General features: G+C 74.7%; 17 protein-coding genes. 5 read left to right on the top strand and 12 right to left on the bottom strand.

The genetic code is table 11. The features are described from left to right. Window positions 1-78 precede the first annotated feature (78 nt). From V6V16_RS07785 to pgsA, 8 genes are all read right to left on the bottom strand, one after another. Entirely contained in the window at window positions 79-741 is a 663-nt protein-coding gene (locus V6V16_RS07785) for a DUF402 domain-containing protein (protein ID WP_334560921.1), read from the bottom strand. Between the two features lie 79 nt (window positions 742-820). Beyond that, window positions 821-1,570, bottom strand: a complete 750-nt coding sequence (locus tag V6V16_RS07780) for a YebC/PmpR family DNA-binding transcriptional regulator (RefSeq protein WP_334560920.1) — start codon at window positions 1,568-1,570, stop codon at window positions 821-823. Window positions 1,571-1,931: 361 nt separating this feature from the next. Then, window positions 1,932-2,540 carry a pyridoxal 5'-phosphate synthase glutaminase subunit PdxT gene (gene pdxT, locus V6V16_RS07775; RefSeq protein ID WP_334560919.1) on the bottom strand — a complete coding sequence of 203 codons (609 nt, stop codon included), beginning with the start codon at window positions 2,538-2,540 and terminating at the stop codon, window positions 1,932-1,934. Between the two features lie 6 nt (window positions 2,541-2,546). Continuing rightward, window positions 2,547-3,464 (bottom strand): pyridoxal 5'-phosphate synthase lyase subunit PdxS, encoded by a 918-nt coding sequence (pdxS, locus tag V6V16_RS07770; RefSeq protein WP_334560917.1) that lies wholly within the window; start codon window positions 3,462-3,464, stop codon window positions 2,547-2,549. A gap of 186 nt (window positions 3,465-3,650) precedes the next feature. Beyond that, window positions 3,651-4,154, bottom strand: a complete 504-nt coding sequence (locus tag V6V16_RS07765; RefSeq protein ID WP_334560948.1) for a hypothetical protein — start codon at window positions 4,152-4,154, stop codon at window positions 3,651-3,653. Window positions 4,155-4,156: 2 nt separating this feature from the next. Beyond that, window positions 4,157-5,317, bottom strand: coding sequence for a glycosyltransferase family 4 protein (locus V6V16_RS07760; protein ID WP_334560915.1), 1,161 nt, complete (start codon window positions 5,315-5,317; stop codon window positions 4,157-4,159). A 74-nt stretch (window positions 5,318-5,391) separates the two neighbouring features. Beyond that, complete coding sequence (locus V6V16_RS07755) at window positions 5,392-6,324, bottom strand: phosphatidylinositol mannoside acyltransferase (protein ID WP_334560913.1); 933 nt, start codon at window positions 6,322-6,324, stop codon at window positions 5,392-5,394. A 43-nt stretch (window positions 6,325-6,367) separates the two neighbouring features. Beyond that, entirely contained in the window at window positions 6,368-7,000 is a 633-nt protein-coding gene (pgsA, locus tag V6V16_RS07750; RefSeq protein ID WP_334560911.1) for a phosphatidylinositol phosphate synthase, read from the bottom strand. A 251-nt stretch (window positions 7,001-7,251) separates the two neighbouring features. Between pgsA and V6V16_RS07745 the strand changes: the two genes are divergently transcribed. Beyond that, complete coding sequence (locus V6V16_RS07745) at window positions 7,252-9,411, top strand: elongation factor G-like protein EF-G2 (RefSeq protein WP_334560909.1); 2,160 nt, start codon at window positions 7,252-7,254, stop codon at window positions 9,409-9,411. A gap of 53 nt (window positions 9,412-9,464) precedes the next feature. On the opposite strand, the gene V6V16_RS07740 is transcribed toward V6V16_RS07745, so the two are convergent. Together V6V16_RS07740 and V6V16_RS07735 are read right to left on the bottom strand one after the other, a co-directional pair. After that, window positions 9,465-10,523, bottom strand: coding sequence for an aldo/keto reductase (locus V6V16_RS07740; protein WP_334560907.1), 1,059 nt, complete (start codon window positions 10,521-10,523; stop codon window positions 9,465-9,467). A gap of 58 nt (window positions 10,524-10,581) precedes the next feature. Then, window positions 10,582-11,094: an HIT family protein gene (locus V6V16_RS07735; RefSeq protein ID WP_334560947.1), complete on the bottom strand. Its 513-nt coding sequence runs from the start codon at window positions 11,092-11,094 to the stop codon at window positions 10,582-10,584. Between the two features lie 222 nt (window positions 11,095-11,316). On the opposite strand from V6V16_RS07735, the gene V6V16_RS07730 reads away from it, so the two are divergent. Continuing rightward, a complete protein-coding gene (locus V6V16_RS07730) occupies window positions 11,317-12,057 on the top strand; it encodes a D-Ala-D-Ala carboxypeptidase family metallohydrolase (RefSeq protein WP_334560905.1) in 741 nt (246 codons plus the stop codon). A 61-nt stretch (window positions 12,058-12,118) separates the two neighbouring features. Here V6V16_RS07730 and thrS read toward each other — a convergent pair whose 3' ends face one another. Beyond that, window positions 12,119-14,119 carry a threonine--tRNA ligase gene (gene thrS, locus V6V16_RS07725; protein ID WP_334560903.1) on the bottom strand — a complete coding sequence of 667 codons (2,001 nt, stop codon included), beginning with the start codon at window positions 14,117-14,119 and terminating at the stop codon, window positions 12,119-12,121. Window positions 14,120-14,330: 211 nt separating this feature from the next. Here thrS and V6V16_RS07720 point away from each other — a divergent pair, with 211 nt between their 5' ends. Continuing rightward, window positions 14,331-15,182 (top strand): DUF1775 domain-containing protein, encoded by an 852-nt coding sequence (locus tag V6V16_RS07720; RefSeq protein WP_334560901.1) that lies wholly within the window; start codon window positions 14,331-14,333, stop codon window positions 15,180-15,182. A 12-nt stretch (window positions 15,183-15,194) separates the two neighbouring features. Here the strand turns inward: V6V16_RS07720 and V6V16_RS07715 are convergent, their stop codons facing one another. After that, the gene (locus V6V16_RS07715; protein ID WP_334560899.1) at window positions 15,195-16,115 is read right to left on the bottom strand and encodes an ADP-ribosylglycohydrolase family protein; all 921 of its coding nucleotides are present in this window, start codon (window positions 16,113-16,115) and stop codon (window positions 15,195-15,197) included. A 73-nt stretch (window positions 16,116-16,188) separates the two neighbouring features. Between V6V16_RS07715 and V6V16_RS07710 the strand changes: the two genes are divergently transcribed. Both V6V16_RS07710 and V6V16_RS07705 read left to right on the top strand, forming a co-directional pair. Beyond that, entirely contained in the window at window positions 16,189-16,878 is a 690-nt protein-coding gene (locus V6V16_RS07710) for a response regulator transcription factor (RefSeq protein WP_334560897.1), read from the top strand. A gap of 29 nt (window positions 16,879-16,907) precedes the next feature. After that, window positions 16,908-18,272: a HAMP domain-containing sensor histidine kinase gene (locus tag V6V16_RS07705; protein ID WP_334560894.1), complete on the top strand. Its 1,365-nt coding sequence runs from the start codon at window positions 16,908-16,910 to the stop codon at window positions 18,270-18,272. The last annotated feature ends 2 nt before the right edge of the window (window positions 18,273-18,274 follow it).

Genomic DNA, 18,274 nt, shown 5'->3' with positions numbered 1-18,274 from the left:
AGCGGAAGAGGTTATCGGAGGATGGAGAACGGCGGATGTCCGGGGCGAGAACCCGGCTGACCCCCCGCCGCGGCGGGATCAGCCGGCCGGCGGCAGGGACTCCCAGCCGGCCGGCAGGACCGGCACCGGCCAGGCCGGGTCCGGGCGCCAGGCCGACCACGCCTCGTCCCACCAGCGCTCGCCGACGTCGAGCAGGGCGGCGATCCGCTCGCCCCCGGCCCGGATCGCGGGGCCCGTCCCGGGGTAGCGCCCCTCCACCAGGCGCTGGGCGAACAACGCCTCGTCCTTCCAGACGTAGCGCTCGGCCCCCGCCGCCCACCAGAGGTCCAGCTCGTGGTCGAGGGTGTCCACGCCGATCGCCGTACGCCGCAACGGCTCCTGGAGGTTGAAGTACCACCCGGCGAAGGCCCGCCCGGGGCCGGTCCAGAAGACGTCCACCGAGTGCGCCTCACCCGGTCGGTGCAGCATCAGCTTGCCGTGCCCGGTCCACGCCCGGTGCCCGGCGACCTGCCACGGGTGCCGCCCGCACGGGAACCGGCCGGTCTCGGGGAAGCCGAACCGCGTGCCCGGGGGCAGGTAGAGCACGAGCAGGTCGGGCGAGTCCTCCACGCAGACCGTCGGGCAGCCGAACCACACCTCGCCGTGCAGGATCTCGCGCCGTACGACCACGTCGCCCGGCGCGAACCGGCGCTCCCCGCCCGCCCGGGCGCCGTCCGGTCGCACCCGGTCAGGACGGTCCACCGCCACAGACTACCGAGCGTCGACCCGCCCCGGAACGACCGCACACGGTCGCGGTCGACCCCGGGCCGGGTCGCCCGGATCAGCCGACCGCCGCCATGATCTCGTCGCTGACGTCGAAGTTCGCGTAGACGTTCTGCACGTCGTCGCAGTCCTCCAGGACGTCGATCAGCTTGAAGATCTTGCGGGCGCCCTCCTCGTCGAGGGGGACGTTGACGCTGGGGATCAGCGACGACTCGGCCGACTCGTACTCGATGCCGGCGTCCTGCAAAGCGGTGCGGACCGCGATGAGGTCGGTCGGCTCGGAGACCACCTCGAACGCCTCGCCCAGGTCGTTGACCTCCTCGGCGCCGGCGTCGAGGACCGCCATCATCACGTCGTCCTCGGTCGTCCCGGCCTTCGGCACGATCACCACGCCCTTGCGGGAGAACATGTACGACACCGAGCCCGCGTCGGCCAGCGAGCCGCCGTTGCGGGTCAGCGCCGTGCGCACCTCGGTCGCCGCGCGGTTGCGGTTGTCGGTGAGGCACTCGATCAGCATCGCCACGCCGCTCGGGCCGTAGCCCTCGTACATGATGGTCTGCCAGTCGGCGCCGCCGGCCTCCAGGCCGGAGCCGCGCTTGACGGCGCGGTCGATGTTGTCGTTGGGGACCGAGTTCTTCTTCGCCTTCTGGATGGCGTCGTAGAGCGTCGGGTTGCCGGCCGGGTCGCCACCGCCGGTCCGCGCGGCGACCTCGACGTTCTTGATCAGCTTGGCGAACATCTTGCCGCGCTTGGCGTCGATGACGGCCTTCTTGTGCTTGGTCGTCGCCCACTTTGAGTGGCCGGACATCTGCTACCTCCGTTGCTACCCGCCGTCTGCATCGGCCGACCGCGCACGCCCCGCTCCCGCCGGCGCACGCGGTGGTGCCGGGCAGCCCTGCGGGAAAGCCGTGACGGGCAGCTGGCCCCGCCGAATCTCCGCAATCCTACCGACGCCCGACCGGTGGCTGTCACGCACCGCGCGCCGCCCCCCGCCCCGCCCCGACCGGAACCGGGCGGCGGGCCGGGTCGGGCCCCGAGGTCGTACGAGCCCGCCATGGCGAACCCGGACGTGGAGCGCCGCCCCGCACCGGCCCCGCGACGGTGGCGGCGCAGGCCGCGCGACGGGGCCCTCCGGTCGGAGGAACCCCGTCGCCGGTACGCGGGAACGTTCAGCGGGCGGCGCGCACCATCTCCACGAAGTACGCGTGCACCCGCGCGTCGCCGGTCAGCTCGGGGTGGAACGAGGTGGCCAGCAGGTTGCCCTGCCGCACCGCCACGACCCGTCCGGCCGCCGGGCCCCCGGTCACCGTGCCGAGGACCTCGACGCCGTCGCCGACCCGCTCGACCCACGGCGCCCGGATGAAGACCGCGTGGAAGGGGCCGCCGTCGACGCCGGTGATCCCCACCGACGCCTCGAACGAGTCGACCTGCCGGCCGAAGGCGTTGCGCCGCACGGTCATCTCGATGCCGGCGAAGCCGCGCTGGTCGGGGCGGCCGTCGAGGACGTCGGTGGCCAGCATGATCATGCCGGCGCAGGAGCCGTAGACCGGCATCCCACCGGCGATGCGCTTGTCGATCGGCTCCCGCAGCTCGAAGATGTCGGCGAGCTTGCTGATCGTGGTGGACTCGCCGCCGGGGATGACCAGCCCGTCCACGGCGTCCAGCTCCACCGCACGGCGCACCGGGCGGGCCTGGGCGCCGGCCGCGCCGAGGGCCGCGACGTGCTCGCGGACGTCGCCCTGAAGGGCGAGCACACCGATCACGGGCGCGTCGCTCATCTCAGCTCACCAGCCGCGCTCGGCCAGGCGGTGCGGCTGCGGGATCTCGTCGACGTTGATGCCGACCATCGCCTCGCCCAGGCCCCGGGAGACCTTGGCCAGCACGTCCGGGTCGTCGTGGAAGGTGGTGGCCTTGACGATCGCGGCGGCCCGCTGGGCCGGGTTGCCGGACTTGAAGATGCCCGAGCCGACGAAGACGCCCTCGGCGCCGAGCTGCATCATCATGGCGGCGTCGGCCGGGGTGGCTATCCCGCCGGCGGTGAAGAGCACCACCGGCAGTTTGCCGCTCTCGGCGACCTCCTTGACCAGCTCGTACGGCGCCTGGAGTTCCTTGGCCGCGACGTACAGCTCGTCCTCCGGCAGCGAACCCAGCCGGCGGATCTCCTGGCGGATCCGGCGCATGTGGGTGGTGGCGTTGGAGACGTCACCGGTGCCGGCCTCGCCCTTGGAGCGGATCATGGCCGCGCCCTCGGTGATCCGGCGCAGGGCCTCGCCGAGGTTCGTCGCCCCGCAGACGAAGGGGACGGTGAACGCCCACTTGTCGATGTGGTTGGCGTAGTCGGCCGGGGTCAGCACCTCGGACTCGTCGACGTAGTCCACGCCGAGCGACTGGAGGATCCGGGCCTCCACGAAGTGCCCGATGCGGGCCTTGGCCATCACCGGGACGGAGACGGCGTTGATGATGCCGTCGATCATGTCGGGATCACTCATCCGGGACACCCCGCCCTGGGCCCGGATGTCGGCGGGCACCCGCTCGAGCGCCATCACCGCGACAGCGCCGGCGTCCTCAGCGATCTTGGCCTGCTCGGCGTTGACCACGTCCATGATCACACCGCCCTTGAGCATCTCGGCCATGCCGCGCTTGACGCGCGCGGTGCCGGTGACGGGGGTGGCGCCGGCGTTCTGGGCACTGGTTTCGGGCACGGGTCATCGCTCCTCGAACGTGCTCTGGGGGGTGGGCTGCGGAAATGCTACGACGGCCCCCACGCCGATCCGACAGCCAATCAGACCCACGGTGGCCTGCCCTGTGGCAGTCGTCACCGCCCCTACCGCCCCGACCGGCCGGCCCGTCGCCGCCCCCTCGCCGGTGGCCGGGCCGGAACCGCGCGGTCAGCCGGCGGGGACGTCGGCCGGCACTGCCAGCGTGGGGTCGTCGATGTCGAAGTAGCGCGGCCAGGGGCGTCGTCGCCCCATCCGCAGCAACCGCACCAACGGGCGGCTGCGCGCCGCCCGGGCGTCGCGGACCAGGTCGGTGTGCACCTGGCGGGCCAGGGCGAGCCGGCGGCTGGCGGCGATCACCGTCTCGCAGTCGGGATCCGCCGGGTCCAGCCGCACCGCCCGCAGCTGGCGGGTGAGGTCGTTCTCGGCGGCCTCCCGCTCCTCCGGCAGGGCGTCCAGCGCGATCCGCGCCGCCGCGTACAGCTCGACGCCGTAGCGCCGCTCGGCCAGCACGGCGGCCGACGCCGCGCGGCGCAGCAGGTGGGCCTCCAGCGCGCGGGCCGCCAGCTCCGCCCGGGCGTGCAGCCGGTCGACACGGCCGGCGGTCCAGATCAGGTACGCCGCGACCAGGCCGACGACCACGACCGCGGCCAGCACCCACCAGTTGCCCGACATGGTCAGTCCAGCCCCACCCATTCGGTGTCCATGACCCGCCCGTCGGTGGCCTCGATCGCCGCGGCGTACACCTCCAGCACCCGCCGGGCGACCACGGGCCAGTCGAACGTCGACACCACCTGGTCGCCGCAGGCGGTCAGCGCGGCCCGGGCCCCGGGATCGTCGAGCAGCTCCGTCAGGGCGGCGCGCAGCGCGCCCGCGTCCCCGGTCGGGAAGAGCCGCCCCGCCCGCCCCCCGTCGAGCACCCGGCGGAAGGCGTCGAGGTCGCTGGCGACGACGGTGGTGCCCGCCGCGAGCGCCTCGGTCAGGATCATGCCGAAGGACTCCCCGCCGGTGTTCGGCGCCACGTAGAGGTGCACGCTGCGCAGCATCCGCGCCTTGTCCTCCTCGGAGACCAGCCCGAGGAAGGTCACCCGCTCGCGCAGCTCCGGCGGGAAGCGCCCGAAGAGGTCGTCCGACTCGCCGGGACCGGCCACCAGCAGCCGCAGCCCGGGACGCTGCCGGGCCAGCTCCACGAAGGCGTCGCGCAGGATCGGGAGGCCCTTGCGGGCCTCGGTGAACCTGCCCAGGAAGCCGATCGCGCCGTCCCGGCCCGGTGCGCACTCCCCCGGCCAGCCCGGCAACGGCCGCGCGTCGCTGAACTTCGCGACCGCCACCCCGTTCGGGATCTCCACCGCGCCGCCGTCCATGTGCTCGACCTGCACCTTGCGGGCCAGCGCGCTGACCGCGATCCGGGCGGTGATCCGCTCCAGCACGATCTGGAGCACGCCCTGCGCGGCGGCCAGCGCCCGCGACCGGGTCATCGCGGTGTGGAAGGTGGCCACCACCGGGCCGCGGGCGGAGAGCACCGCCAGCAGCGACAGGCTCAGGGTCAGCGGCTCGTGCACGTGCAGCACGTCGAACTCGCCCCGGATGATCCAGCGGCGCACCCGCGCGGTGGAGACCGGGCCGAAGGCGATCCGGGCCACCGAGCCGTTGTACGGCAGCGCCACGGCCCGCCCCGCCGACACCACGTACGCCGGCAGCGGGGAGTCCTCGTCGGCCGGGGCGAGCACGCTCACCTCGTGGCCCAGCCCCATCAGCGCCTCGGCGAGATCCATGACGTGGTTCTGCACCCCGCCGGGCACGTCGAAGGAGTACGGGCACACGATGCCGATGCGCACGCCTCAACGCCTCCCGCTCGTGGCCGCGGGGTTCCGCTCCGCCGCACTCCTCGCGTTCACCAGGGCCCGCTTCCTCACGGCTGTCCGGCGGCCGGGGAGGGCAGGGGCGCGTCGCCACCCGTGCCGTGCTGGTCCAGCCACATCCGCTGCAACATGTGCCAGTCTTCCGGATGCCGGGCGATGCCCGCCGCCAGACCGTCGGCGATCCGCTGGGTCAGCGACCGGACCCGCCGGTCCAGCGGGCCCGTATCCGGGCCGGGCAGCGGCAGCGGTCCCTCGATCGAGGCGCGCGCCGCGCCCGGCTCGTACCACATCGAGGCGACGTAGAGGGGCGCTCCCGTGCGCAGCGCGAGCAGGGCCGGGCCCGGGGGCATCCGGGTGCGGCCGCCGAAGAAGTCGACCTCCACCCCCCGGGCGGAGAGGTCCCGGTCGGCCAGCAGGGGCACCACCGTGCCGGCCCGGACCCGGTCGACCAGCACGTCGAACACGGGCCGCTCGCCGCCGTGGGTGGGCAGGATCTCCATGCCCAGGCTCCGGCGGAAGGCGAGGAAACGCTGGTAGACGCCCTCGGGCTTGAGCCGCTCCGCGACGGTGGTGATCGGCCAGCCGGTCGCCGCGACCCAGGCGCCGGCCGCGTCCCAGTTGCCGGCGTGCGGCAGCGCCACCACCGCGCCCCGCCCGGCCGCCACGTCGGCGGCGAGCAGCTCCTCGCCGTCGAGGCGGAAACCGGCCAGGATCTCCGCGCGGCTGAGCGCGGGCAGCCGGAACGCCTCCAGCCAGTACCGGGCGTACGAGCGCAGGCCGCGCCGGACCAACTCGTCCAGCTCGGCCTCCGGCACGTCGGGGCCGACCACCCGGCGCAGGTTCGCGCGCAGCCGGGTCGTACCGCCACCGCCGCGACGGTGGGCGCGGTCGGCGCCGGCCCGGAACGCCGCCGCGGCGACGGGTCGGGGCAGCGCGCGGATCACACGCCACCCGGCGACGTAGCCGAGCTCGGTGAGGTTCACCGGCGCCGGCCGCCCGGCCGCGGCCGGGCGGCGCTCGTCGCGCTCACCCCTGCCCGCCCGGGGTGTGCAGCCGCTGGGCCTGGCGGTACACGTGGGCCATCCGCTGGCCGACGGTGAAGATCGACACCGCGGCGAGCAGCCAGAGCGCGACCTCCAGCGCGGCGTCGACGCCGACGCCGGTGAGCAGCCCGCCGACCCCGACGATGAGCAGCCGCTCGGTGCGCTCGGCGATGCCCACGTTGCAGGTCATGCCGAGCCCCTCGGCCCGGGCCTTGACGTAGGAGACCAGCCCTCCGGCGGCCAGGCAGAGCAGCGCGGCGGCGACGCCGGAGTACTGGTGCTGGGTCGCCAGCCAGTACGCCACCGCGCCGAAGACCGCGCTGTCGGCGACCCGGTCCATGCTCGAATCGAGGAACGCCCCGAACTTCGTGGAGCCGCCGCTCATCCGGGCCATCGTCCCGTCGAGCAGGTCGGTGAGCGCGAAGAAGGTCACGATCAGGGCCCCGGCGACCAGATGACCGCGGGCACCGAAGCCGAGAGCGCCGACGAGCACCCCGAGGGTGCCCGCCACGGTGACCGCGTTGGGAGTTACGCCCGCTCGGAGCAGGCGGCGTGCGACCGGCTCGACGACACGGGTCATCCCCGCGCGGGCCGACACTTGGAAGATCTTCGCCATGGCGGTCCCACGATAACGGTCCCGGAGGCACCGGCGGTACGGCCGGTCAGGCGACCCGCGGGGCGAAGTCTTGTGCCGGCCCCGGATCGGGTGTGAGATCGGAGCCAGGGACGTGAGCCAGCTCACCCGTCCGCCCGTTGATTACCCGGAACCCCGCACCGCACCGGAGGATGTCGCCGCGGAACCCGCCCGGGCCGCTTCCCGTCGCGCGCGGCGGTCGCCACCCACCACGGCCGAGGGAGGTGCGCCCCATGGCGCAGAGGAGTCAGGACAAGGGGGCCGCCGGCGGCGCGCCGGTGGTCACCGAGCCCGGCAGGATCCGCAACGTGGTGCTCGTGGGGCACTCGGGTGCGGGCAAGACGACCCTCGTCGAGGCTCTGCTCGCGGCGAGCGGCACGATCGGCCGGGCCGGGACCGTCGCCGACGGCACCACCGTCTGCGACCACGACCCCGCGGCCGTACGCCAGCAACGCTCGGTGAGCCTGGCCTGCGCGCCGCTGCTGCACGACGGCGTGAAGGTCAACCTGCTCGACGCCCCCGGCTACGCCGACTTCGTGGGCGAGCTGCGGGCGGGGCTGCGGGCCGCCGACGCGGCGCTGTTCGTGGTCTCCGCCGTCGACGGGATGGACGCCGCCACCGTCGCCCTCTGGGAGGAGTGCGCGGCGGTCGACATGCCCCGGGCCGTCGCCGTGGCCCGGCTGGACCACCCGCGCGCCGACTTCGACGAGGCGGTGGCGCTCTGCCAGCGCGTCTTCGGCGACAACGTGCTCCCGCTCTACCTGCCGATGCTCGGCGACGACGGGGTCTCCACCGTCGGGCTGCTCGGGCTGATCACCCGCCGGGTCTTCGACTACACCGCCGGCCTGCCGGCAGAGGTGCGCGAGCCGGACCCGCAGCACCTGCCCGCCATCGTCGAGTCCCGCGACGAGCTGATCGAGGGGATCATCGCGGAGAGCGAGGACGAGTCCCTGATGGACCGCTACCTCGACGGCGAGGAGATCGGCACCGACGTCCTCGTCGACGACCTGGAGAAGGCGGTCGCCCGCGGCCACTTCTATCCGGTGGTGCCGGTCTGCGCCGCGACGGGTGTGGGGCTGGACGCGCTGCTGGAGGTGCTCACCGCGGGCTTCCCGTCCCCCCTGGAGCACGAGCTGCCGGCCGTCGCCGGGGTGGACGGCTCCCCCCGGCCGCCGCTGACCTGCGACCCGGCCGGTCCGCTGGTCGCCGAGGTGGTCAAGACGACCGTCGACCGGCACGTCGGGCGGGTCTCCCTGGTGCGGGTCTTCTCCGGCACGCTGCGCCCCGAGCAGACCGTGCACGTCTCCGGGCACGGGCTGGCCGAACGGGGCCACCCCGACCACGACGCCGACGAACGGGTGGGCCACCTCTACACGCCGCTGGGCGCGAGCCTGCGCGAGGTGGGCGCCTGCGTGGCGGGCGACATCTGCGCGCTCACCAAGTCCGGCAGCGCGGAGACCGGCGACACCGTCTCCGCCAAGGACGACCCGCTGCTGATCGCCCCCTGGGAGATGCCCGAGCCGCTGCTGCCGGTGGCCGTCGTGGCCCGCAGCCGCGCCGACGAGGACGCCCTCGCGCGAAACCTGGGTCGCCTGGTCGCCGGCGACCCCACCATGCGGCTGGAGCGCAACCCGGACACCCGCCAGCTGGTGCTCTGGTGCATGGGCGAGGCGCACGCCGACGTGGTGCTGGAGCGGTTGCGCGCCGGCGGCGTGGAGCTGGACACCGAGCCGGTACGGGTCGCGCTGCGCGAGACGCTGACCGTCCCGGCCAGGGGGCACGGCCGGCACGTCAAGCAGTCCGGCGGCCACGGCCAGTACGCCGTGTGCGACATCGAGGTCGAGCCGCTGCCGCCCGGCGCCGGCTTCGAGTTCGTCGACCGGGTGGTCGGCGGGGCGGTGCCGCACAACTACGTCCCCTCGGTCGAGCGGGGGGTCCGCGCCCAGATGGAGCGCGGCCTGGTCGCCGGCCATCCGGTGGTGGACCTGCGGGTGACCCTCTTCGACGGCAAGGCGCACAGCGTCGACTCCTCCGACGCCGCCTTCCAGACCGCCGGCGCGCTGGCCCTGCGCGACGCCGCCGGGAAGGGCGAGCCGGCGCTGCTGGAGCCGGTCGACGAGGTGGTGGTCCGGGTGCCCGACTCCTCGGTGGGGGCGGTGCTGGGCGACCTGTCCGGCCGGCGCGGCCGGGTGCTCGGCACCGAGGCCGACCCCGGGGCGGAGGGGCGCACCGTGCTCCGCGCCGAGGTGCCAGCCACGGAGCTGCTGCGGTACGCGGTCGAGTTGCGCTCGATGACCTCGGGCACCGGCACGTTCCGCCGCCACTTCGTCCGCTACGACCCGATGCCCGCCCACCTGGCCGAGCAGATCCGCAAGGAGCACCGCCACCCCTGACCGGCACGCCGCGGCGGCCCCGCCCGCGACCCGTCGGTGGGTGCCCGGCGGGCTCAGGGGCGGGCGGTGGGGAGCATCGGGCTCGGCCAGTGGGGGCGGTCGGCGTCGCGTAGCGCGGCCGAGCGCAGCGCGGCCAGCTGGCGCTCCACCTCGGCGAACTGGTCCGCCGGCAGCGGGCCCCGGGCCAGGGCGCCGGCGTTCTCCTCCACCTGCGCGACGGTGCGGCAGCCGGGGATCGGGACCGTGCGGTCGCTGCGCGCCCAGAGCCAGCCGAGCGCGCCCTGGGTCAGGGTGCGCCCGTCGGCGGTCAGGGCCGTCCGCACGGCGGCGACCCGGCGCAGCCACTCCGGCGCGGGCCGGCCGCCACGGAACCACTCCAGCCAACCCGGGGCGGCGCCCCGCACGTCGTCGCGGGGCAGGGTCGAGCCGGTGGTGTACTTGCCGGAGAGCAGCCCCATCCCCAGCGGTCCCCGGTTGACGCTGGCCAGGTCGTACTTGTCGCAGACCGCGAGCAGTTCCGGCGCGTCGCGCAGCACCGACAGGGTGTGCTGCACGGCGGTCGCGTGCGGCGCGCCCCGACCGAACGCGCCGGCCCGGTCGGGACGGTCGGTGCTCCAGCCGTACGCCCGGACCAGCCCGTCGGCGACCAGTTCCTCCAGGGTGCCGACGAGCGCCTCCGCCCGGGGCACCGACAGGTCGGCGAGATGCAGCTGGTAGAGGTCGATCCGGTCGGTGCCCAGCCGCCGCAGCGACTCCCGCACGGCCCGCCGCAGGTACGCCGGGGAGGCGTCCTCGCCGGTGGCCTGGCGGGTGGCCTCGTCGAACGTGTAGCCCCACTTGGTGGCGATCACGGCCTCGTCGCGCCGCCCGGCGAGGGCTCGGCCGAGCACCCGTTCGCCGTGCCCGGCCCCGTACGTGTCGGCCGTGTCGAAGAGCGTCACCCCGAGGTCGAGCGCGCGCCGGATCGCGCGTACCGACTCGTCGTCGTCGACCGGGCCCCAGCCGAGCGGCCGGGCGCCCTCGGCCCAGGGGCCACCGATCGCCCAGCACCCCATGCCGAGGGCGCTGACCTCGATGCCGCTGCGGCCCAACGTCCGTGTGGTCACTGCCATCGCCAGATCGTGCCACCTCCCGCCCCGGCCCGGGGCGGAAAGTTCGCCGACGGCACGGTCAGGTCGGCCAGGCCCGGGTGAACAGGTCTCGGGTGTCGGTGAGCAGCTGCGGCAGGACCTTCGTCCGCCCGATGACGGGCATGAAGTTGGCGTCCCCGCCCCAGCGGGGCACCACGTGCTGGTGCAGGTGGGCGGCGATGCCCGCGCCGGCCACGCCGCCCTGGTTCATGCCCAGGTTGAAGCCGTGCGCGCTGCTCACCTTGCGCACCACCCGCATGGCGGTCTGCGTGAACGCCGCCAGCTCGCTGGTCTCGGCCAGGTCCAGCTCGGTGTAGTCGGCGACGTGCCGGTAGGGACAGACCAGCAGGTGCCCGGGGTTGTAGGGGTAGAGGTTGAGCACCGCGAAGACGTGCTCGCCCCGGGCCACCACCAGGCTCTCCTCCGGCGGCAGCCCCGGTGCCCGGCAGAACGGGCAGCCGGCGGGCCGCTCGTAGCCGCCCTCGGGCCGGTCCTCCCCCGAGATGTAGGTCATCCGGTGCGGAGTCCAGAGCCGCTCCAGGCCGTCGGCCATGCCGCTGTCCATGTGCCGTTCCACCCCTGTCACGCCACCGATCCTACGTTCCCCGGCGGGCCCGGCCCTGACGCCGTACGACGGCCGGCACCCCACCCCCGACGGCGCGGTGAGGGCCCCGGCCTTCAGGGGACGGATAGGGGGTGAAAGTTCTTGACGAAGTGATGAACATGAATGAAGATTCCATCCATTCACATCATCCATCGTCGATGGGAGTCACCCGTGGGAACCGCACTCCGCCGGCTCGGCCGGGCACTCGCCGCCTGCACGCTCGCCGCGACCACCGCCCTCGTGGGAGTCGTCGCGACGGGCAGCGCCGCACACGCCGACGGCTGCTACACCTGGGGCCGGACGCTGGCCTCCGGCGCGTCCGGGGAGGACGTCCGGCAGCTGCAGATCCGGCTCTCCGGCTACCCCGGCTACAACGCGGTGCTCGGCATCGACGGCGTGTTCGGCCCGGGGACCCGCGCCGCGGTGATCCGCTTCCAGCAGGCGTACGGCCTGGCCGCGGACGGCGTCGCCGGTCCGAACACCTTCAACCGGCTCTACGCCCTGCAGGACGACGACTGCACCCCCGTCAACTTCAGCTACGCCGAGCTGAACAACTGCAACTCGACCTGGGGTGGCGGCGCGGTCGCCGCGAGCACCGCCCGGTTCAACGCGCTGGTCTCCATGTGGAAGCTCCAGGCGCTGCGGCACGCCCTCGGTGACCAGTCGATCCGGATCACCAGCGGCTTCCGCAGCTACGCCTGCAACAGCGCGGTCGGCGGCGCCTCGAACAGCCGCCACCTGTACGGCGACGGCGTGGACATGGGGGCCGGGCCGCACTCGCTGTGCCGCCTCGCCCAGCAGTCCCGCTACCACGGCTTCCGGCAGATCCTCGGCCCCGGTTACCCCGGCCACAACGACCACACCCACGTGGCGGCGGTCGGCGGCTGGTCCGCGCCGAGCTGCGGCATCTGACACCCGACGACCTGTCGACGAAGGCCCCCCGCACCGCGGGGGGCCTTCGGTCCGTGGCGGGTCAGGCGGCGGACGGCCCGACGTTGGTCCGGGAGCCGACCACGTCGAGCACGTGGGCCACGGCGTCGGCGACCGGCACCCCGTTGCGCTGCGAGCCGTCGCGGTAGCGGAACGAGACCGTGCCCGCGGCCACGTCGTCGTCGCCGGCGATCACCATGAACGGGACCTTCTGCTGCTGGGCGGTGCGGATCTTCTTCTGCATCCGGTCGTCGCCCGCGTCGACCTGGGCGCGGACGCCCTCGGCGCGCAGCGCGGCGACGAAGCCGTGCAGGTAGTCGGTGTGGTCGTCGCGGATCGGGATGCCGACCACCTGCACCGGTGCCAGCCAGGCCGGGAACGCGCCCGCGTAGTGCTCGGTGAGCACCCCGAAGAAGCGCTCGATCGAGCCGAAGAGGGCCCGGTGGATCATCACCGGCCGCTGCCGGGTGCCGTCGGCCGCCTGGAACTCCAGCCCGAAGCGCTCCGGCAGGTTGAAGTCGACCTGGATGGTGGACATCTGCCAGGTCCGGCCGATGGCGTCCTTGGCCTGCACCGAGATCTTCGGGCCGTAGAAGGCCGCGCCTCCCGGGTCGGGCACCAGGTCCAGCCCGGACTCCTCGGCGGCGGAGCGCAGGGCCTCGGTGGCCCGCTCCCAGTTCTCGTCGGTGCCGACCGACTTCTCGGGGTTGCGGGTGGACAGCTCCAGGTAGAAGTCGTCCAGGCCGTAGTCGCGCAGCAGGTCCAGCACGAACGACAGCAGCGACTTGAGTTCGCCGGCCATCTGCTCCTGCGTGCAGTAGATGTGCGCGTCGTCCTGGGTCATGCCGCGTACCCGGGTCAGGCCGTGCACCACGCCGGACTTCTCGAACCGGTAGACCGAGCCGAACTCGAACAGCCGCAGCGGCAGCTCGCGGTAGGAGCGCCCCCGGGACCGGAAGATCAGGTTGTGGAAGGGGCAGTTCATCGGCTTGAGGTAGTAGTTCGCCCCCTCCATCTCCATCGGCGGGTACATGCCGTCGGCGTACCACTGGAGGTGCCCGGAGGTCTCGAAGAGCTGCGCCTTGGTGATGTGCGGGGTGTTGACGAACTCGTAGCCCGCCTCCTCGTGCCGGCGGCGCGAGTAGTTCTCCAGCTCCCGGCGGATGATGCCGCCCTTGGGGTGGAAGACCGCCAGGCCCGAGCCGATCTCGTCGGGGAAGCTGAACAGGTCCAGGTCCGCGCCGAGCTTGCGGTGGTCGCGCCGCGCGGCCTCCTCCAGCAGCCTCAGGTACGCCTTCAGCTCGTCACGGGTCGGCCAGGCGGTGCCGTAGACCCGCTGGAGCTGCGGGTTCTTCTCCGACCCCCGCCAGTACGCGGCGGCCGAGCGCATCAGCTTGAACGCGCCGATCAGCCGGGTGTTGGGCAGGTGCGGGCCGCGGCACAGGTCCGACCAGCAGACCTTGTCCTCGTTGGCGGCGAGGTTGTCGTAGATGGTCAGCTCGCCGCCGCCCACCTCCATCACCTCGGAGGTGTCCAGCCCCTCGCCCTTGACGTCGATCAGCTCCAGCTTGAACGGCTCGGCGGCCAGTTCGGCCTTCGCCTCGTCCAGGCCGCCGAAGCGCCGGCGGCGGAACCGCTGGCCGGACTTGACGATCTCCTGCATCCGCTTCTCGAGCTTGGCGAGGTCGTCCGGCTGGAACGGCTTGTCGACGGCGAAGTCGTAGTAGAAGCCGTTCTCGATGGGCGGGCCGATGCCGAGCCTGGCCTCCGGGAAGACGTCCTGCACGGCCTGGGCGAGCACGTGCGCGCAGGAGTGCCGCAGCACGTCGAGACCGTCCGGCGAGTCGAGGCTGACCGGCTCCACCTCGGTGTCGGCCTGCGGGGCCCAGTCGAGGTCGCGCAGTTGGCCCTGCGGGTCGCGGACCACCACGATCGCCTTCGGGCCGGACGCGGGCAGCCCGGCCGCGGCCACCGCGTCGGCCGCCGTGGTCCCGGCGGCGACGACGACGGGGTCGGCCACGGCGGGGGTACGGGGTGCGGACACGGTGACTCCTCCAGCAGACGGCACGGATGACGCCGAACGTTCGGCTCCTGCGATGCTATCGGTCGCCCCCGCCCGGGCGGTCGCCGACGCCGCCGCCCCGGCGACCGGTGGGCCGGCCGGCGCCCCGGATTGAACCTTTCTCCCGCCCCGTCCGAACCATCCCGTGTGGCCGGCACCGGTGCCGGCCGCCCGGAGACGGATGGGAGCGGAGATGGCGATGACCCACTGTGCGCGCGGGCGGCGCCGGGCCGGGGCGGTGGCCGTCCTGGTGGCGACCGGCGTGCTGGCCTGGCCCGCCCCGGCGTACGCGGCCGACGTGACGACCAACCCGACGCGGGCCCCGCAGAGCGGTTCGGTGAAGCTGGAGTTCGTGGTGCCCGAGGAGGTGCCGGGCACCCGCACCGCACGGATCGAGATCCGGCTGCCCGCCGACGCACCGATCGCCGAGGTCTACCCGATGTCGGTGCCCGGCTGGGCGCCCCGGATCACCTCCCGCGCCCTCGACCGCCCGCTCACCGGCCTGCACGGCTCCCGGGTCGACCGGGTGACCAGCGCGGTGACCTGGATCCGGATGCCCGGTACCGCCGCCGGTCCGGCCCGGCTCACGCTCTCCGTGGGGCCGCTGCCGCGTGCCGACCGGGTCGCCTTCGAGGTGGTGCGGACGTACGCCGACGGGAAGGTCGTGCGCTGGGCCGGGCCGACGGGGGCCCGCCGGGCCCCCACGCTCACCCTGCTCCCGGTGGCCCCGGGCGCGGCGGCCGGTCACGGCGGCCACGGCGCCGGCCCGGGGACCGGGGCGGTCGGCGCGCCGCCCGGCGAAGCCCACGGAGTCGGCGGCGTACCGGGCGCGGCGGCCGGTGCGCCCGCGGCCGGCGGCGGGAACCCCGACGGGATGCTGGCCGCCGGGCTGCTCGCCGGTCTCGGCGGGGGCGCGGCGATCGGCTGGCTGGTCAGCCGCTGGCGCCGCCGCGAGCCGGTCGACCTGTCGGTGCTGCGGGAGGAGCCGGCACCCCGCACCGACGCCGGGGTGCGGTCGCCGGACGGGCCGGCCGCCGCCCGCTGAGCGGTGGGCGGGTCAGCCGAGCCAGTCCGGCAGGGGCTCGCGGGCGGCCAGCCAGTCGGTCGGCACCCCGCCGGGGGTGCCGACCCCGGTGTGCGCGGCCACCACCGCCCCGGCGATCGCGGCGGTGGTGTCGACGTCCCCGCCCGCCTCGACGCAGGCACGCACCGCCGCCGGGTAGTCGTCCAGGTGCACCGCGGCCACCCAGCAGGTGAAGGCGACGGTGTCCTGGGCGGTGACCCGGGAGCCGTTGCCGAGCACCTCGGCGGCCTCCGGGACCGACCGGTCGAGCAGGCCGGCCGCGCGGCGTACGCCCCGGTGCACCTCGCTCGCCGGGTCGAGCGCGGCGCTCACCCCGGCGAGCAGGCGGTCCGGGGCGGGGCGGTGGCCGTCCAGCCGGGCGCGGGCGGCCAGCGAGGCGGCCACCGCCACCGCGACCGCCCCCGCGACGCCCTCCGGATGCGCGTGGGTCACCTCGGCCGACGCGCGGGCCTGCGCCGCCGCCCGGGCCGTGGAGTCGGCGAACCAGGCGCCCAGCGGGCCGACCCGCATCGCCGCGCCGTTGCCGCAGGAGCCCTGGCCGTCGAAGGCCGAGGCGGCCGCCACCGGCCAGGGTGTCCCGGTGCGGATCAGCCGCAGGATGGTCACCGCGCCCGGTCCGTATCCCCGGTAGGGCTCGCAGCGTTCGGCGAACGCCGCGGCGAGGGCGTCCCGGTCGATCCGGCCGGCGTCGGCGAGGGCGGCGACCACCGAGCAGGCCATCTCGGTGTCGTCGGTCCACTGCCACGGTGGCGGGGGAAGCCTCCCGCCCGCCAGGTCGGCCGGCCGGCGGCCGGGAACGAAGAACTGCGAGCCGAGCGCGTCGCCCACCGACAACCCGGCGAGCGAGTCCCGGGCGAGCGCGAGGCGGGTGTCGGGAAAGAGCGTGAAGGACATCGTCGCACCAGCTTGCCCGTTCACCGCGGGCACCGCAACGTGATCAACTTGCCACCACGAGTACGGTCTTGCTGTGGCCACCGTGCTCCTGGTCGAAGACGATCACGTCGTACGCGGCGCGATGCTGCGATCCCTCGCCGACCGGGGGCACGCCGTGCACGCCGTCGGCACCGCCCTGGACGCGCTGCGCCGGGTGGCGGCGGAGACCCCCGACCTCGTGGTGCTCGACCTCGGGCTGCCCGACCTGGACGGCTCGGACGCGCTGCGGATGCTGCGCGGCATCACCGACGTGCCGATCATCATCGCCACCGCCCGCGACGACGAGCAGTCCGTGGTGCGGCTGCTGCGCGCCGGCGCCGACGACTACATGGTCAAGCCGTTCACCGGCGCGCACCTCGACGCCCGGATCACCACCGTGCTGCGCCGGGTCGGCCGGGCCAGCCGGACGGTGCAGCCGGCCGTGCACAGCGTCGGCGGGCTGCGGGTGGACGTCGGGGAGCGCAGTGCCCTCCTCGACGGCGAGCCGCTGGCGCTGACCCGCAAGGAATTCGACCTGTTGGCGTATCTCGCCGCACGACCGGGCCGGGTAGTGTCCCGCCGGGAACTTCTGGAGGAGGTATGGCGGCAGCCATCGGTCGGCGAGGACCAGACCATCGACGTTCACCTCTACTGGCTGCGCCGCAAAATGGGCGAGTCCGCGGCGAGGCCCCGCTACCTGCGCACCGTGCGGGGGGTCGGCTTCCGGTTGGTGGCGCCGGACTGAGGCGGTCGCTGGCCCTGCTCACGGCCGGCATGTGCGCCGTCACCGCGCTGGCGTTCCTCGTCCCGCTCGCCGCCGGCCTGGGCGAGCGGGCCCGCGAGGAGGCCGTCGCGGACGCCGCCCGGCGCAGCGCGCTGGTGACCGGCGCGCTGGCGGTCAGCACCGAGCCCGCCGTGGTGCGGCGGGCCGTGGCGGCCAGCGGCGACGACCCGGCCACCCGGCCGGTGGTTCGCGGGTTGGGCCTGGACGAGTCGGGGGCGCGGGCCGACGCCGCGAGCCTGGAGCGGGCGCGCACCGAGCGGCGCTCCCTGGTCGTCGACGTCGAGGGCGGGCTGCTCCGGCTGGACCCGGTGGTGCTCGGCGACACCACGGCCGTGGTCGAGGTGTTCGTGCCCGACTCGGCGCTGGCCGGCAACAGCCGGTGGCTGCTGCTGCTCGGGGTGGCCGCCGCCCTGGTGGCCGCGTCGGTGCTGGTGGTGGACCGGTTCGCCGCCCGCGTGGTCGACTCGGCCCGGGGGCTGGTCCGGGCGGCGCTCGCGATCGGCGACGGCGACCAGGGCGTACGCGTCGACCCGAGCGGCCCGCGCGAGCTGGCCGAGGCCGGCTACGCCTTCAACCGGATGGCGGACCGGCTGGACGCGGCCCGCACCGACGAGCGGGAACTGGTCGCCGACCTGTCGCACCGGCTGCGCACCCCGCTGACCGTGCTGCGCCTCGACGCCGAGGCGCTGGAGTCCGACGACACCAGCGTGGGCTCGTTCAGCGAGGCGGAGCTGGACCGGCGGCGCGGCATCCGGCGGATCCGCCAGGCGATCGTGACCCTAGAGGGCGAGATCGACGTGCTGATCAAGACGACCCGCAAGACGGTGGCGCACGAGGCCGGGCCGGCGATGTGCGACGTCAGCGAGGTGGTCCGGGACCGGATGGTGTTCTGGGCCGCGCTGGCCGGCGACCAGAACCGACCGCACCGGGTCAGCGGCGCCCAGCTGCGCATCCCCGCGCCGGTGCCCCGGGCCGAGCTGGCCGCCGCGCTGGACGCGGTGATCGGCAACGTCTTCCGCTACACGCCGCAGGGCACGGCGTTCGAGGTGGCGGTCTCGCGGCGCGACGGGTACGTGGCGATCCGCATCGACGACGCCGGCCCCGGCATCGCCAACCCGGACCGGGCGCTGCGCCGGGGCGCCAGCGACCAGGGCTCGACCGGGCTGGGGCTGGACATCGCCCGGCGGGTCGCGTTGCAGGCCAGCGGCTCGGTGAGCATCGACCGGGCCCGGCTCGGCGGGGCGAGCGTGGTGATGCTGCTGGCCGACCCGGAGGCGACGCCCCGACAGGTCAGCCGCTTCGGTCTGGTGGGCCGGGCTGTGGGGCGGCGCAAGTCTTCCTTAGATCGGGATTAACC

Origin of the sequence: Micromonospora sp. CPCC 205561 (genome assembly GCF_036906775.1) — a bacterium.
Lineage (GTDB): Bacteria > Actinomycetota > Actinomycetes > Mycobacteriales > Micromonosporaceae > Micromonospora.
The sequence above is the reverse complement of the archived record's forward strand: the minus strand, read 5'-3'. Positions and strand labels throughout refer to the sequence as shown.